The 15,477-nt window shown below is 61.2% G+C and carries 17 protein-coding genes; 3 read left to right on the top strand and 14 right to left on the bottom strand.

What is annotated here, in order from left to right; all coding sequences use genetic code 11:
- Nucleotides 1-475 precede the first annotated feature (475 nt).
- The gene (locus EEY80_RS09350; protein WP_010400842.1) at nucleotides 476-1,504 is read right to left on the bottom strand and encodes an IS110 family RNA-guided transposase; all 1,029 of its coding nucleotides are present in this window, start codon (nucleotides 1,502-1,504) and stop codon (nucleotides 476-478) included.
- 216 nt (nucleotides 1,505-1,720) lie between these two features.
- Here EEY80_RS09350 and EEY80_RS09345 point away from each other — a divergent pair, with 216 nt between their 5' ends.
- On the top strand, nucleotides 1,721-2,653 hold the full coding sequence (locus EEY80_RS09345; RefSeq protein ID WP_126976293.1) for a DUF2493 domain-containing protein: 933 nt from the start codon (nucleotides 1,721-1,723) through the stop codon (nucleotides 2,651-2,653).
- A 73-nt stretch (nucleotides 2,654-2,726) separates the two neighbouring features.
- Here EEY80_RS09345 and EEY80_RS09340 read toward each other — a convergent pair whose 3' ends face one another.
- The 9 genes from EEY80_RS09340 to EEY80_RS09300 form a co-directional block, all read right to left on the bottom strand.
- The gene (locus tag EEY80_RS09340; protein WP_126976292.1) at nucleotides 2,727-4,892 is read right to left on the bottom strand and encodes a sigma factor-like helix-turn-helix DNA-binding protein; all 2,166 of its coding nucleotides are present in this window, start codon (nucleotides 4,890-4,892) and stop codon (nucleotides 2,727-2,729) included.
- Between the two features lie 12 nt (nucleotides 4,893-4,904).
- On the bottom strand, nucleotides 4,905-5,339 hold the full coding sequence (locus EEY80_RS09335; protein WP_126976291.1) for an EcoRII N-terminal effector-binding domain-containing protein: 435 nt from the start codon (nucleotides 5,337-5,339) through the stop codon (nucleotides 4,905-4,907).
- Nucleotides 5,336-7,153: a DEAD/DEAH box helicase gene (locus EEY80_RS09330; protein WP_126976290.1), complete on the bottom strand. Its 1,818-nt coding sequence runs from the start codon at nucleotides 7,151-7,153 to the stop codon at nucleotides 5,336-5,338. Before EEY80_RS09330 ends, EEY80_RS09335 begins: the two co-directional genes overlap by 4 nt.
- A complete protein-coding gene (locus EEY80_RS09325; protein WP_235829769.1) occupies nucleotides 7,146-8,015 on the bottom strand; it encodes an HNH endonuclease in 870 nt (289 codons plus the stop codon). Before EEY80_RS09325 ends, EEY80_RS09330 begins: the two co-directional genes overlap by 8 nt.
- Entirely contained in the window at nucleotides 7,975-9,633 is a 1,659-nt protein-coding gene (locus tag EEY80_RS09320) for an ATP-binding protein (RefSeq protein WP_205749071.1), read from the bottom strand. Before EEY80_RS09320 ends, EEY80_RS09325 begins: the two co-directional genes overlap by 41 nt.
- Nucleotides 9,617-10,096 (bottom strand): very short patch repair endonuclease, encoded by a 480-nt coding sequence (locus EEY80_RS09315; protein WP_126976289.1) that lies wholly within the window; start codon nucleotides 10,094-10,096, stop codon nucleotides 9,617-9,619. The genes EEY80_RS09320 and EEY80_RS09315 overlap by 17 nt, the downstream gene beginning before the upstream one ends.
- Nucleotides 10,089-11,162, bottom strand: a complete 1,074-nt coding sequence (gene dcm, locus EEY80_RS09310; RefSeq protein ID WP_126976288.1) for a DNA (cytosine-5-)-methyltransferase — start codon at nucleotides 11,160-11,162, stop codon at nucleotides 10,089-10,091. Before dcm ends, EEY80_RS09315 begins: the two co-directional genes overlap by 8 nt.
- Nucleotides 11,163-11,520: 358 nt before the next feature.
- The gene (locus EEY80_RS09305; RefSeq protein WP_198672328.1) at nucleotides 11,521-11,916 is read right to left on the bottom strand and encodes a type II toxin-antitoxin system VapC family toxin; all 396 of its coding nucleotides are present in this window, start codon (nucleotides 11,914-11,916) and stop codon (nucleotides 11,521-11,523) included.
- A gap of 11 nt (nucleotides 11,917-11,927) precedes the next feature.
- Entirely contained in the window at nucleotides 11,928-12,197 is a 270-nt protein-coding gene (locus EEY80_RS09300) for an antitoxin (protein WP_112312978.1), read from the bottom strand.
- A 310-nt stretch (nucleotides 12,198-12,507) separates the two neighbouring features.
- Here EEY80_RS09300 and EEY80_RS09295 point away from each other — a divergent pair, with 310 nt between their 5' ends.
- Nucleotides 12,508-12,870 carry a bactofilin family protein gene (locus EEY80_RS09295; RefSeq protein ID WP_112312858.1) on the top strand — a complete coding sequence of 121 codons (363 nt, stop codon included), beginning with the start codon at nucleotides 12,508-12,510 and terminating at the stop codon, nucleotides 12,868-12,870.
- Between the two features lie 6 nt (nucleotides 12,871-12,876).
- On the opposite strand, the gene EEY80_RS09290 is transcribed toward EEY80_RS09295, so the two are convergent.
- Both EEY80_RS09290 and EEY80_RS09285 read right to left on the bottom strand, forming a co-directional pair.
- On the bottom strand, nucleotides 12,877-13,191 hold the full coding sequence (locus EEY80_RS09290) for a WGR domain-containing protein (RefSeq protein WP_112312860.1): 315 nt from the start codon (nucleotides 13,189-13,191) through the stop codon (nucleotides 12,877-12,879).
- A gap of 42 nt (nucleotides 13,192-13,233) precedes the next feature.
- Complete coding sequence (locus tag EEY80_RS09285; RefSeq protein ID WP_126976287.1) at nucleotides 13,234-13,443, bottom strand: hypothetical protein; 210 nt, start codon at nucleotides 13,441-13,443, stop codon at nucleotides 13,234-13,236.
- 85 nt (nucleotides 13,444-13,528) lie between these two features.
- Here EEY80_RS09285 and EEY80_RS09280 point away from each other — a divergent pair, with 85 nt between their 5' ends.
- Complete coding sequence (locus EEY80_RS09280; RefSeq protein ID WP_126976286.1) at nucleotides 13,529-13,993, top strand: hypothetical protein; 465 nt, start codon at nucleotides 13,529-13,531, stop codon at nucleotides 13,991-13,993.
- 39 nt (nucleotides 13,994-14,032) lie between these two features.
- On the opposite strand, the gene EEY80_RS09275 is transcribed toward EEY80_RS09280, so the two are convergent.
- Together EEY80_RS09275 and EEY80_RS09270 are read right to left on the bottom strand one after the other, a co-directional pair.
- Complete coding sequence (locus tag EEY80_RS09275; protein WP_126976285.1) at nucleotides 14,033-14,707, bottom strand: hypothetical protein; 675 nt, start codon at nucleotides 14,705-14,707, stop codon at nucleotides 14,033-14,035.
- Nucleotides 14,704-15,468 carry a ParA family protein gene (locus EEY80_RS09270; protein WP_161763816.1) on the bottom strand — a complete coding sequence of 255 codons (765 nt, stop codon included), beginning with the start codon at nucleotides 15,466-15,468 and terminating at the stop codon, nucleotides 14,704-14,706. Before EEY80_RS09270 ends, EEY80_RS09275 begins: the two co-directional genes overlap by 4 nt.
- Between the last annotated feature and the right edge of the window lie 9 nt (nucleotides 15,469-15,477).

Genomic DNA, 15,477 nt, shown 5'->3' with positions numbered 1-15,477 from the left:
CACGGGATCGGGATCGGGAAACTCTGATCCAGTCATGCGCGGAGGGCTACATCCTGTCATCGGCAGGAGGACCGCGCCTTGGCCTTCTGAGAGGGCGAGCGGCCCACAAACGCTCCGGCCCGGCAATGGCGGCGCCCGACTGATTTCCGTCGGCGGCCCGCCACCCCACGCGACAGGTCGCGCGGGGACCCCGTCTCCCCCGCCTTTACAGCGCGAAGCATATGTGGACACCCCCTTCGTCAAGTCTTTCCTCAAAGCGCGTCGAATCCGGTTGGGTGCTTGCATATGTCCGGCCTCGTAGTGCGGCCGGTTGGCCGCGGGCCCTGATGATATCCGCGGATCATGGTCCCTATCAAATCATCGCGCTTTCGGGCGCTGTCTCGCGAACGGGTTTTCCTGATCCCCGGCAAAACCGGTAGTCATCACGCTTCTTGGGCAGACCCTCCGAACTGTTGTGACGCCAGTGCGTCGGAATTTATGCGGCTGTTTCCCCGTAGATGGTCTTGCGTGCCATCACCGCCCAGCAGATCCGTGCCATCTTGTTGGCCAAAGCCACGGTGGTCAGGCGTGCTGATTTTGCCTGCAGGAGCTTTCTGACCCAACTCAACAATGGCCCCTCGTTTGAGCGCCTCGAGAAGCCGACGACAGCGGTCGCCCCGATGACCAGCAGGGTTCTCAGATATCGATTGCCGGCCTTTGTGATCCGTCCAAGTCGCTCTTTGCCTCCAGATGAGTTGGATCGGGGTGTCAGGCCGAGCCATGCGGCAAGATCTCGTCCCGATCTGAAGGCAGCAGGGTCCACTACACTGGCCGCCATTGCGGATGCGGTGATCACGCCGACGCCGGGGATCGTCGCCAGCCGTTGGCTGGCTTCGCTCGTGCGGTGCCATTCCAGGATTTTCCTCTCGAGCTCCTTTATCTCGGCATTCAAGGAGTCGATCTGTCGGGCAGAGGAAAACACGATGTCACGCACGAGTGGCGGCAAGTCAATCTCGTCAGCGCCGTGTGCAAGCACCCGCTCGACGAGATCGGCATGCCGTCTGATCCCCTTTGGCGCTACGACGCCCATCTCGGTGAGATGGCCTCGCAGGGCGTTCACAAGCATTGTTCTTTGGCGGACCAAAAGAGCGCGGGTTTTGTGGACCATGAGAATGGCCTGCTGCGATTCAGATTTGATCGGGACGAACCGCATGGTCGGCCTCGTCACCGCCTCGCAGATAGCTTCGGCGTCGACCATGTCGTTTTTCTGGCGCTTGACGTAGGGTTTCACATAGGACGCGACCATCAACCGGACTTCGTGGCCTAGGGCAGAAAGCTCTCGCGCCCAATGGTGCGCGGAAGGGCACGCCTCCATTCCAACCAGACACGGATCCAACCTCGCAAAGAACTCGAGCATCTGGGAGCGCCGCACCTTTCGTGTGATGACGACTTTTCCGTCTGCATCGACTGCGTGGACCTGGAAAACGCTCTTCGCGAGATCGAGGCCAATGATCATTCCGGACATATCCAACCACTCCTTCTTCCCGGAGAACCGTTGAAACCAGATTCGACGGTTGGGGTGGGGGTGTCCACATCATCAAATCAGCCGCCCCCCGTCCTCCTCCACATGCGTTCCGGCCCCGAAGGCGGGGTGAAGGGGCGTCCCCCGTGACGGCTTCCGCAGCCCATGAAGGCCGCGCGGGATGACGCGCGGACGAGATAGGCCCGGAGGCAAGAACCGATGACGATCCACACCCACGACGACGCGTTTGAACCCGCCCACACCGCATCCCAGACCGCCCATGCGCTCGACGAGCTGCAGCTCTATGGCTACCGCCCCTTCGACGAGCCCGATCCGCGCCCGATGCCAGATGGGCAGCGCCTTGCCGTCGCCGTCGCCGACATCTTCGATGCCCTCGTCGCGACCCTGGAAGACACCCGCATGGAACCCGACCTCGAAGAGGTGCTCTGGGGCCAGGTCAACCTCTTCCACCGCGCCACGGCCCGGATCGAGCGGTCGCTCGATGAGAACGAGCAGGCGCAGCGCCGCCTCCAGCGTGAGCAGGACGGCTCCGAGGTGAAATCCACCGAGCTCGAGCGCCTGACGGCCGAAGGCCTGACGCTGATCGAACGTCGGAACTGCATGGACATGATGCGCGATCACGCCGCGACCGAGTTCGTCCATCACACGGGCTCCACCTGGCGCCCCCGCACCGGCTCGATGGTGAACCGCCAGCACATGACCGCAGCCCTCATCGACAGCCGCGATTTCCTGGCCGCCAAGCGCCGCGCGGAAACCGAGGTGATGCTCCCCGCAGGCCCCAAGGTCGCCCTCACCGGCGGGACCGACTTCAACGATCACCGTCTGATCTGGGGCAAGCTCGACCAGGTCCGGACCAAGTATCCCGACATGGTCCTCTTGCACGGGGGAAGCCCCAAGGGCGCAGAACTCATCGCCTCCAAATGGGCTGAGGCTAGGGGCGTGACGCAGGTCGCCTTCAAGCCTGACTGGACCAAGGACGCCAAGGCCGCCCCCTTCAAGCGCAACGACGCCATGCTCGATGTGCTGCCCGTGGGCGTCCTCGTCTTCCCGGGCAATGGCATCCAGGAGAACCTCGCCGACAAGGCCAAGAAGCTGGGCATCCCGGTCATGAAGTTTGAGAAGGGGGCGTGAGCCCCCAACTAGTTCAGACACGTCTTCAGTCAGTCGGTTGGCTGCACTTAATCGAAAAGTTGGGCTCTTCTATTCAGTGCTGCCTCCTGAACCCACGAAGCATGATCCGGACTGTAACATCCCCGACATCGGATGGAACACTTGGCAGCGGCACTACGACCTGCGCAATAGGTCCCTGTAGCTTAGTGTAGCGCCCGAGGCGTTTGTAAGGATAGCCTGTTAGTACTGCGACAAGGGTCGGAAGCGCCCGGTCCAATTCCTCCCTGTCGACCAGCCATCGCGAAGCAAGGTTGGCCTTGAACCGTGCCACATCCCCGTCGGCTTCCCCGAAGCAGTCCGCTGCCTCCTTCCACATAGAAAGGAAGTCTTCACGAACATGGACGCCAGCGATGGCGAGGTTGCCCCCGATCAGGACTTCGTTGAGGAACTGGAGCAATTCGGTTTCTGCCCGCTTCACGGTTGGCCCATGCGTATTGAGCTCCCGTGCAAGGCCTTCGGTCGTGATGCGGACTTCCACCGGGTGGGACGTTCGGCGCGCGAAGATGATCGGTGATCTGCCTACCGGATTTCCGATCTCAAGCAACTGGGTCAATGCGGGATTGAGCATCTGAAGGAATGTCTGGGGCGTGCCGTTCCTTTCATCGGGCAACACGGTGGTTCCCGTTTTGGCGAGGTAGTTGTCCCAATCAAGTCCTGTGACATCGTCAAGCCCACCTTCAAGGCATGTCAAATGATCGATGGCGGCACGGAAGTGACTTCCGCTTGCCCGGGAGATCGAACCTGTCCGGATCGCGTCGACAAATTGTCCGAGGGTTGCAATCCCATGGCCTTCGAGCGTTCTGACCGCCTTGCCGATCTGAAGCCTTCGCAGGGGCAAGGTGGCCGTCGTAACCGGGAGGTTCAGGAACTCCTTTCCGAGGCGGACACCGTCCCCGAGTGATCTTCCGGACGGAACATCGCCGGTCATGATCGTGATGATGAAGGGAAGGTGATCAGTCAGAAGAGCTGCGTCGACCTGCCATACCTCCGCTAGGCCATCGAGAAGGGCCGAGTTGGAAATCTCGTCCGCTCCCGAGAACCTGTCCGCCGCCGCGCGCCAAAAGCTTGCAAAGGAGGGCCGGAAGTGGACATCGAAGTTGCTGTAGTCATCGTCCAGCAGGGCGGCGACCATCCACTTCAAAAAACGGCTCTCTATCTGCCGCACCCGCTCCCTCGTCAAATTGACCCCGTCGGTGGTGCCCACTTCCTCAAGCGTCGCGCGCAGATGCGGAAGGCGTGACAGTCTTCGGTCGATGATGAGTTTCAGCACGTCGTCATCGAGCTTTTGCCCGATCTCCGCGATCACATCCGAGAGGCCGGCGACAAACGAGTTTCCGTCGGCGGGATCGCCTGCCTCGGGCAGCAGCGGGATTCCTGCGCCATAGCAGTATCGCCCCCAGTCGACATCACCATTTTCCACCTGTGCCCCGGCAAGAAGGTGGATTCGTGTTTCCATCATGTTAACCGTCGCACGACCGATCCCGGAGAGGGACAGGAGTGACTGGAACGCGTCTGCTGCCTGCCCGATTGTCCGGATGCCATGGGCTTCGAGAGTCGAGGTCTTCGACCCGAGATGAAGGACACCGAGATGAAGCGCGCGCGCTCTCTCTCCAATGTCAAAAGTTGGCTGAAATTCTACTTCGGAAATTGGCACCTGCCCTGCAAGAGGAAAGCGGGCCGAAAGGATCTCAGCGGAAACCCGACCCTCCCGGAGGTCCCTTATCAGTTTAACGATTGTCTCAAATAGTTCGGACCACTTCTTGGCCCCCATCCCCGGCACTTCCGGAAGGCCCTCCCGCAGACCCTTCGCCAGACACCCGAGTGTCGCGTATCCGGCCCGTTGCAGCATGGCGCCGGCGTTCCCGAAGTTCGACTTCCCTATCCCGCAGACAGGGTTTTCCGGTGTGAATTCCTCGAGTTCTGGACAGGTGAGGAACCGGTGATGGAACTGATGGTCATTCCCCGCCCAATAGGTCAGCCAGTCGACGTCCCGGGGGCCGCAAACTGTGGCCAAGCCCTCGAGGGCTGCGATCGCCGCAAGGCCCTCCTTGGTCGGGTAACGTTCCTTTCCCAGTTCAGCGACCAACAAGGTGATGCTCATGGCTCCGCGCCGCCGGAGCGCGTCCGTTGTCAGCTCGTCCAGTTGGAGGTGTTCGATCTTGAGTTCACCAAGCCGAGTAAGCAAGTAGGGGAAAGACATCCGCCTTTGTCCTCAGTGAACGCGGCGCCAGCCACGAAGCTGAATCCGCGCCGAAAGCTCGCGGTCATCCGGACGCCCATACTCTGCCTTAATGACCGACACCGTGTAAACTGAGCTACCAGTCTCCTTCGCGATTTCGAATACGTCCCCTTCCTTCGCACGTGCGTTCCGGAACCACGCTGTCATGTATGTGATGCGGTATTCATTCCTTGTGCCCCTCGGGTCATGGAGCTTGTTGTTGTAATAGACGAACCTGAATCTGTGCGTGCCACCATGAGGATCCGTGCAGCTGAGCCAAGCATCGGGGTTTTTCACAGAAGGATCGAGATGCGGCAGGAAATCGAGCAGGTCCCTTTCGCCCTTCGGGATAAGGACGCCACCTTGGTGGCCGCCGGTCGTCCCGACGTCGTTGGCGCTGAGTGTCTTGCGGAATGCGGTTCTCGTCATCTGCTCACCGGTTCAATGCTGAGGGCACGCCTCAGGTCTTCCCCGTCGCGAGTCGAGACGGGGGTGATCTCGTTTCCAAGCTCTTGTTTCCATTTCGATCTGTCCAGCATGACCCGCTCGACGGTATCTTCGTAGAAGAGCCGGTAGACGGTCACGGGCAACGTCTGACCCCGCCGGTGCGCCCGTGCACTGGCCTGGTCCTCGAGGGCGGGGTTCCAAACAGGTGTGAAGTGGATGACGACTGTTGCAGCCGTGATGTTAAGGCCGGCCCCCGCCGCTTTGGGGTTCAGGACAAGACAGCCAGGCCCGTCATGTTCCGAGAACCTGTCAATGATGGCTTGCCGTTCCGCTTGCGGTGTCGAGCCGTTGATGGCGTCCCAAAATACACGATTGCCTGGTGCGCAGGCCTCGCGGAACAGGTCGCCGAGACGGTTGAACAGCGCGAAGACGATGACTTTTCTGTCATTTTCGAAGGCTTCCCTGAGGATGCTCACAAGCCGTTCGATCTTCGGTGTCACAAGAGGTGTGTGCTCCCCGCGTTCTAGATCTGCGTCCTCACCGTCCCCATCCGATGGATCCCTGAGGCGGAGCCACGGGTGGGCACAGAACAACTGAAGCTGGAGGGTGGCGACCAGTGCACCGGCGACCGGGTAGCGCGCCATCGTGTCTGCGCGCACTTGGCGATACTGCTGGACGAGAGTCTCATCGAGCTCGATCGGGAGATCAATGTCGATGCGCTCGGGCAGATCCCCGGCGACGTCCGCCACGCGGCGCCTGAGGATGATCGGATCGGCGATCGCGTTCAGTGCCCTGGCGGCCTCGACAGTATCCGGATAGGCGGCCTCGAACTGGCTGCGGGTTCCGAGCAGCCCCGGAACCGCGAAGTCCACGAGTGACCAGAGATCAAGGAGAGAGTTTTCCACCGGCGTCCCGGTCATGGGGATCGACTTCCGGCGCGGGATCGTGCCGATTTCCTTTCGGCGGTTCGAGTCCGGATTCTTGATCGACTGCGCCTCGTCGCAAATGACCCATGACCATTCGAAGGCGCTAAAGAGGGCTACGTCATTCACCATGGTGTCGTAAGTCGTGACAACCACGTCCGCCGTCTGCAACCCGCGGAAGACGCCGGTCCTATGCGGCCCCCTGTGGACGAGCACCGAGAGCGAGGGGGCGAACTTTTCGATCTCGCGGACCCAGTTCGCAATCAGGCTCGTCGGGCAGATGATCAAGGCGGGAGAGGCCGTTCCGGGAGGATCGAGAAGCAGCAGTGCGATGACCTGCAAGGTTTTTCCCAAGCCCATCTGGTCGGCGAGGATCAGGCCTCCCGTCCGGGATGCCGTCCGGTGCATCCATTGGATGCCGCGCGCCTGATAGGGGAAGAGGGTCGCGTTCAGACCGGGGATGTCGATCACCTCAGGGAGGCCCTCGGCCGCATCCTTGCCGGCTTGCCGGAAGCGATCGGTCGCGAAGACCGGAAGTGGTCCGGTGGAAGACAGGAGTGATATCGCCTTGCCATAGGGCAAGTCGGCCGGATCATCGCCACCGAGCAGCTCGGCAAAGATGTCCGGGACATCTCTCGAGACCGGCCGCAGCACGGAGCCGTCTGCCACCCATGCATGCCGCGGGGAAGGGGTCGGCAGGATCCTTCTCTGCCCCCTCAAGACCCGGACACCCACGGTTTCGGCTACGATCCGACCTTCGACCCGGTCCAGCCTGACCTCACAGTCAATCACCTCGTCAGCCCGCGTGTAACCCGCTAGGGGCATGTTCGACAGTTCTTGGAAGCTGGCCGGGAGCGAGACGAATTCATCCATCCTTCCGCCTCATGATCTCTGCCAACTCCTCCGGGGTATGCGGAACCGGGCGCTTTGTATGGACAGCCCTGTGGCAACAGGGGCAGAGCGGGACAAGATCGCTGACAGGGTCGTATGGTCGCGGGGAGGAGAGCAGCGCAAGCGGCTCAAGATGGTGGACCTCGATGATGCTGCCCGCATCACCATAGACATCATGTGGATCGGCGCGGCAAACCGCACATCTATGCCCATGCAACCTGATGCAAAGAAGCCGGTTGCGGAGGTTCCGTTCCCGCCGGTTTACAACCACCCGGCTGAGCATGCCCTCGAATTCCGGTGCGGTATCCGGCACGGGGTCATTGACCGGATCGTAGCCGATGAGTTCCGCCATGGCCGCCATCATCGGGACGATGACTTCCCGGCAAGTGGCGACGATCGCCTCCTCGGTGTCAGGCTTGTGCCTGTCGTGACGGTAGAGGGCTGTCGCCTCGAAACCTCCGTCAAGGACCAGCCAAGACAAGGGATCCTGCCCCCTGATCTCCACCTTGCGGTCCGGGGATATGGAACGGAACAGGGCACGGGCCAAGGCGGTCTCCTCCTTGCCGGCCATGCGGATCTTGGACAGGGTGCTCCCCGAAAAAGAACCGAAGAACAGGCGGACAGAGTGTGACTTCAAGCCATGAGGAAGGATTTCTGCGACCGGACCATGCTTCTCGCCAAGTTCCGAGAACCATATCCGGATTCCCTGCCGGAGTTCACCCGCCACGAGGCCGACCGCGATTCCCGCCCCTGTGCCTTCGAGCAGTTCCCGTGCGATGAGTTCACGTTGGCGGGCAAGCACGTCACTGATCCCTTGGTTCTTCAGCCTCTTCGAGGTCGGCATCGGTCGGCATCGGAACCGTCCGCAGGAGCTTCTTGAGGTTCGACGAGACAACGTCCCTGATGTCCGCGAAGATCGGCTGCATCTCGGGGTTGGAGAAGTCGACCTCAGCTGTGGCGAACGCCCATAGCAAGAGGTCCATTCCCTGGACCGAGTAGCCGCTGGCGCCTGCCCTCAGGTAGATCTTCTGATAGAAATCATGGTTCTTGTTGATCCGCACGCCTGGCACATGCCCGACCTCGCCTGTGCTGCGGAAGGCAGGTTCCCACAGTTCGCCGGAAGTGATGTCGTCGACCGCGTCTACATATACCTTGTCCGCAGCGACGTTGTTCTGAACCGGCTGATGCAGCTTGATCCTCGCGCCTTGGGTGTTGCGCACAACAGCCGTCTGGTTGGCCACGTCGACCTCTAGAACCACAGGCTTCTTGGCATTGGGGGCACTCGAAATGCTGACATTGGCGGAGCCATGATCGAGCGTTACCTGTGCGGCCCTCTCCTTCTCCTTGCGGCGATAGCGGTTCTCGGCCTCACGCCGGGCGTTGCCGAGCAACTTCTGCAGGTGCTCCTCGATCGCAGGGTCGAACAGGATCCGGGACTTCTTCACGTCGACATAGAATGCCTCGTCGAGGTCGTGGCCGAAATCGAACTCGATCCTCAGGAGGGACATGTGGGGTTCGAACGAGCCGTGCGCACCGAACACCCCGAGCCATCCACCTTGGTTAATAAGGCGACCTTCGCGGTAGATGTAGAAGCCTTGCCCCCTGTTCGTGATGTTTGCCCTTTTCCGTTCCTCTTCGGTCAAGGTGTTCGAGTTGGGAAGGATCCAAGCCTTTACGGTGGCGACGCCGGATCCCTCGCCATCCGCGAGGTCCATCTCGATCCGCTGCTGCTTTTCCGACAGCACCTGTTCCGCACGTTCGGGGAAGAACGGGTTCCACGGCCCGACGGTCTCATTGTTGACAGTGATCAAGACGTTGCGCTGACGCGCATCCGTAGGGTCGAGGAAACGGTGGTAGATGAGAGCGATGTGTTCCTTGAGGCTAGACCGCAACCGCTTTATCGCCGCCTGCTCGTTGGCTCCGCCCGGTTCGTCGTAGTTTTTCGTCAGCAGACGGTCGCATTTGGACCAAACAACAAGCGTGCCTTTGTCTCCGCAGAGCTCGTCGAAGGCATCCGCCTCGTGCTGCTCGATGGGGTCCGCCCGCATCTCCCATTTTCCGGTCTCCTCGACATGGTCGAGATCCCACGCCAGCTTCGCGAGCGGGGCGTCTGGTGATTTCCGGGAAATCAGGGCGAAGCGGCGGCAGACGGAACTGGATGCGGTCTTGAGGCCGAGGCCGAATTTCCCGAGGCTGGCGAGATTGGCCCTCACCGGGGCGCCATACCGCATGGCCTTGTGGACGCCATCCTCGTCCATGCCATCCCCGTTGTCACCGAAGTAGACGAACTTGCGTCCGTCTGATGTCATCGCGATGCGGACATGAACCTCGTCCGCGTTCGCGGCGATCGAGTTGTCGATGATGTCTGCCGAAGCGGTCCGGAAATTGTAGCCGGTGTCGCGAAGCCCGAAGATCAGGCGCGAGGCATCCGGTTCGTTGATCAGGTCACGCACTTCCACCATCCTTCATTCCTGCCGAGGGAGCCAGTTTCGGGATCTCGCCGGCAACCTCTTGTTCTTGCAACCAAGATGCGATCTCGGATGCTGTCTTTTCAACCCTTTTCGCCCCGGTTGCGCACTCCCAGACGACGAGAACCCGCCAGCCGAGCAACTTGAGCGATACCAGAGCCCCCCTGTCCCGCTCGATGTTCCGGGCGATCTTTTCCTTCCAGAATGCCGAGTTGGTCTTGGGTATCCGGAAATCCCGGCAACCTTCGTGACCGTGCCAGAAGCAACCATGGATGAAGATGACGGCCCGATGCTTCGGCAGGGTCAGATCCGGTCGACCGGGAAGATCCTTCCTGTGGAGCCGGAAGCGGTAGCCGGCCCTGTGCAACGTCCTCCGGATTGCCATTTCCGGTGCCGTGTCCCGTGGACCGATCCGGGACATCATCTCGGATCGGCTCATCGGGACCTTGTCAGGCAATTTTTCTCCTCCGGGGCTGGAGCGCGACCGTATTGGTGATCCACGGCGCCATCGCCTCTGCGATCGCGATGGCGACCGGTGCCGCCACCGCATTGCCGAACTGGCGATAGGCCTGCGTGTCGGACACCACGATCTTCCATGGCTGGTTGGAACCTTTGCGGTCGAAGCCCATCAGACGCGCGCATTCCCTCGGTGTCAGCCGGCGCGGGATCCCGTTGCCCTGCCGGATCAGGATCTCGGAGCCGTCCTTGAAGTAGCGTGCGCTCAGGGTTCGCGCGATGCCGTCCGGACCGTTCAGGCCGAAGCCGAAACCGTTGCCTGCCGCTTTGTGCTTTGCTGCGTAGTTCTGTAGATACTTCCAGAGATTCGGCGTCAGCGTATATTTCGACGCGACCTGCGCCCGCTTGCCGGTGGTAAACGGCTCCTCGGCTGTCTCCGTTCCGTCTTCGGGATGAAGGATGTCCTTCAGCGTCGGCCTCGTGCCTGCCGGGATGATGACGTCATCCAGAGAAAACCGGGTCGGCACATCGCGCCGGAAACCGACGATGAAAATCCGTTCACGATGCTGAGGCACCCAGTGACGGGCGTCGATCACCTTGTGATCGACATCGTAGCCCAGTTCGTCCAGCGCGTGCTGGATCACCCTGAAGGTGTTCCCCTTGTCGTGTGACAACAGGTTCTTGACATTCTCAAGGAGGAACGCCTTCGGCTGGTGATGGCGGAGGATCCGCACCACGTCGAAGAAAAGGGTGCCCTGCGTCTCGTCAGCAAAGCCATGGGCGCGGCCGAGCGAATTCTTCTTGCTGACACCGGCGATCGAGAAGGGCTGGCAGGGAAACCCGGCTAGAAGCACGTCATGCCCGGGGATGTCCGCCTCATCGATCTTGGTGATGTCCCCGTTAATCTCATGGTCATCCTCGAAGTTCGCCCGGTAAGTCTGCTGCGAGAACTTGTTCCACTCGCTGGTGAAGACACATTGTCCGCCGATGCTCTCGAAGCCGACGCGTAGGCCACCGATGCCCGCGAACAGGTCGATGAACTTGAAGGCGGGGCGCGCGACTGTCATAACAGCTCCTATGGCTCGCAAAATATAGTTAGAACGCCGTCATCAAGGCCTGGATACCGTAAACAGACTCTGAATTTCCCTGTCGGAAAAGTCCACGCAGAAATCACTCTTGTAATGATTTGACCCCAAGTCCCGGACCAGCCTTCGGGTCAAGTTGTGGCTATAGGATCGATGCACTGATCTGGCTGGAGTGTGCATCGCCTCATTCATTGGTCGGGAGCTTGGAAAGACGATGGTTAACGACGTGGGACCGCAAGTCTAGGCGTCCGATAGTTTGACATAATCAAAATTATGCGACACCTTCTTGTAGCCGCAAAGTAGAACTGTCGCACCTGAGCAAAGTTAGAATGTCTGCGGCTCAAGGCTGGTCCAGCCAGTTCTCGACATGCAGGCCCCTCACCCGGGAAAACTCGCCCATGTTGGCTGTGACCAGAACCGCCCCGAGCGCATAGGCATGGGCCGCGATCAGGAGATCGTTGGGACCGATCGGTTTGCCAGCGGCTTCAAGTTCGACCCGTATCTTACCATACTCAGCATCGGCCGGCACGTCGAAGGCCAAGACCTGGATGCTGCCGAGAATTGCTTCGACATTTTCGAGCAGCTTGGCTGATCCCTTCCGCGCGCAGCCGTATCGCAGTTCTGCGGCGGTGATGATGCTGATGCAGATGGCCTCGGACCCGACCTTGATGATGTGCTGCGTGACCGGACCCTGCGGGTTGCGCACCAGATCGGACACGATGTTGGTGTCCAGCATGTACAGTCGGCTCAAAAGTCGACCTCGCGCGGAGGCAAGAGTGTGTCGTCGATATCGGGAAACTGGTCTTCCGGACCGAGTGGCTCAAGATCGGCCAACACGGCCAGAAGGCTCCGACGCCGAACCGGCTCGAGGATAAGGCGGTCCCCGTCGCGATGGATCATCACACGATCACCTGGCAATTCGAAGTCGGCCGGGATGCGCACGGCCTGGCTCTTGTTGTTGCGGAAGAGCTTGGCTTCCCGGCCTGGCACGTGGTCGTGGGAGTAAGCTTGCGGCATGGTGGCCTCCATTGCATATGCACAAACATATACATGCGCGTGAACGTGATTTCAAGCCGGCGCTCGGCGACACCCGTTTCCGCACCCAATTACACCCAATTGGCAGAGCGACCACGGCCTTGAGGATCACCATGATTGATGACGCAGTCTATACAGCTCGTAAGGGAGGACCGGCGACGACCGTTGCCGGACGAGTTATGTGGTACCGAGGGCTCTGCGTCTCTTCGCCGATCACGGCGCCGCGTGTTGCCCTTTCGTTTCGCTTCTGGTCCAGTCATGCAGCACGACGTTGAGCTAAGGCGGCACCAAGATGAATACCCCAAATGGCGACCTCGACCGTTGGCCGGACCCGGCCGTCGCAAACGCTCGCCGCAGCGTCTTCGCGCAGGACCTTGTCGTCGAAGGTGATGCCACCTCCAATGGACCGATCGAGGTCCAAGGCAATGTCGTTGGCTCACTGCGGGCGCCGGAGATCACCGTGGCTGGTTCAGGTCGTGTTGAAGGTTCCGTGGTCGCCCACGACCTCGTCGTGCTCGGGGTGGTTTCCGGCAGGGTCTCAGCGCGAAACGTTCAGCTCGCGCCGAGTGCGGTCGTGCAGGCCGACGTCACCCATGAGCAGATCGCCATCGAGGCCGGTGCCGAGCTGGAGGGCAGGCTTCAGCGTAAGGCCTGACAGATCTCACACCACAAGGTCTGGCGGCAGCATTTGGCCAGCAGGCAGATAGCCCCGCCGCATCTTCTGTCGAAGAGTTTGAGATGCCGCCCTCTCCGCTTCTTCCACGGTGGCGCAAGTCTCGAGTCTTGTCCGTCCGTGCGTTCCGATCCGGCCCCAGGTCCGCAAGACGGAGACGTCTCCGAACAGCGTCGCCGCAACATCGATGCAGTAGAATCGCGCCATCTTGTGCTCAGGGTCGATGCGGTGCAGATGTGCCAGAGCCAAGGCGGTCCTCCTCTGCACAGACTCCGCCTTATTGCTCTCCAAGTCTAATTGCATTTCTGAATCGATCCGGGCGGTCCGATTCAGAAAGCTGATGGGTCATGGTGACGGATCGCCCGGTGTTCCCTCGACAACCTCGACCCAGAGGACGCCACGCAGGCTTTCTTCCGGGACCAGCCACACGGTCCTGAACCGGCCATTCACGGTGCGGTGCCGTTCTGCAACGAGTTCCCGGTCTCCGCGGTCGATCCGCCACAGGCGACGATCGATGGTCGGGCTTTTGGAGCTGCTTCTAGCGACCTCTTCCATACCGGCCTCCTGTCATCCGTTGACGGCTAGCGGTCATGGACATGAACTCTGTCAGAACATATCTAACGACATCAGAAGTGGTGCTTTGCTGTCGCCACGCGAACCACGAAAGGCTTTCCTGTCGATGCATGTTCTGTCCCCCGTTCTGGCTGTTTCCGCGCTTGCGGCGATGTCTGTTCCCGTCCACGCGCTCGACGCCTGGACGATAGGTGTCGAACGTGGCCTGCCGACCTACGCGCTCACCAGCGAAGCGGGTGAGGTGCGGCTTGTCTGCGATCCGGATCGCGTCTTTGGGCCAACGCCCAACGGCGCGTTCGTGGTTCGCTTTGTCAAAGACGCCGCACCGGACATGGTCGTCGTTCTCGCAAAGTCGGGCGAACAGGCCCGCCTGCCGGTCAACAACGGCATCGCCGCACAGGCATCGGTTGACGCAGCGGACTGGTCGAAAATGGTGGCTACCTTCCGCTCGGGCGGCGAGTTCGCGCTCGTTACAAGCGCCGACAGTCTGACCTTCGAGACAGCGCCGCTGCCCGATCTTGCCTGCGAGTAACCGGAGGCAGTTCATCGAATTCTGTTGCATTGTCCGGGTCTATCTGACGCGTCGCGCCTCGATCAGCAGCGACGCAATCGCGGCGAGGAAGGCACCAACGATCGTCGCCCGGGCCTCGATCAGCCAAGGGTCATCAAGTGCCGCATGCATAGCCCGGATAGCGGAGCTTTGGGCGTAGACGGTCATCGGTTCGCCGACCGCCATGTCCGATGCTGCCATGGCAAAGATGCGCCTCGCCTCATCGACATGCGGCGCAAGATCATCTTCCGCCAAGAGCCGCCGCAGTTCGGCCCGGGCTTCCTTGGCAAAGGCGCGCAGCATGTAGGCTGGGGTCACGTCGCCCGCGCCAGGGATCTGCTCAAGCTGCTTCTCGATTGCCAGCGGCAGCCGAAAGAGGACCACCAGCTTCTCTTTCCGGGGCCTCGCCAACCCACTGGCAGCACATTCGGGCGGCGAAGCGGGGGACTGCGGCCGACCACTCTCCCCTTCCCTCTTCCCGGCAAACTCCGGGTCGGCCAAGTGCTCCGTCGTCATGTCGGGAAGCTGGGCCTTGCCGCACTCGACATTTCCTCCCTGCTCCGGCGCACGCCGTTCGGCAAGAATGCGCGACTGCACCTCGCGCGATGACCGCAACCGTGCGGCGGAGTTCTGCAGACCTGGTTCTTCCGCTGCCGGGGAGGGTGCGACACGTGCAGGAAGGCGGAAACGGCTCATGCAGGGATCACCTCGTCGATCCCGGTCAGGACAAGTTCCGCAACTACAAGCTGGCGTGTGATGGCATCCGCCACCAGCCGACCGCCGGGTGCTTTGGCGTTGGCGCGGGCCGCCGGTCCAAGGGGGCCGTGATAGCCCAGTTGTTCGAGGATTCTCGAATGCGGAACGATCACGTCGAGATGGTCGAGACGCAGGATCTCTTGCAGCACGTCTTGGTCGCGCTTTGGCAGTTGAGCCATCCCCCCTTCCCGGGTTGCGGCGTCGATGATCTTCGGCCCCGCGTCCATGACGAGGACCCGGACCGCGGGGAACCGCTCGCCCTCGGCAATCGAGGCGCGGAGGTCGTCCATCCAGAGGACGGCGCGATGGGTCATTTCCCATTCGGCGTAGACGGGGCGGGCTGGGATCAGCACCAGATCGGAGATCAGGCAGAAGTCCTCGGTGTCGGTGTGGGTGCCAGGCCGGGTGTCGATCACGACGAGATCGACGCCGCGCGCTTCCTCGGCCTCGAGGAGCGACAGAAGCCCTTCAACACTTTCCGGTGGCGAGAGGATCGCCAGGCTCTCCGGCCAGTCGGGCTTTTGCGCACTCTCCCACGTGGCCAGTTCGAAACTGTCGCGCCAACGGCCGAGTTGAGCGTTCACATCACCGTCGATCAGGGTGACGCTGCGCCCGAGGTTCAGTGCTGCAGATGCGAGAAGCATGGCGGTCGTGGTCTTGCCCGAGCCGCCCTTGGTCTGCACGATGGTAATGACTTGCATGAAATGACG

The sequence above is a fragment of the Frigidibacter oleivorans genome (assembly GCF_003993775.1).
Lineage (GTDB): Bacteria > Pseudomonadota > Alphaproteobacteria > Rhodobacterales > Rhodobacteraceae > Frigidibacter > Frigidibacter oleivorans.
The sequence above is the reverse complement of the archived record's forward strand: the minus strand, read 5'-3'. Positions and strand labels throughout refer to the sequence as shown.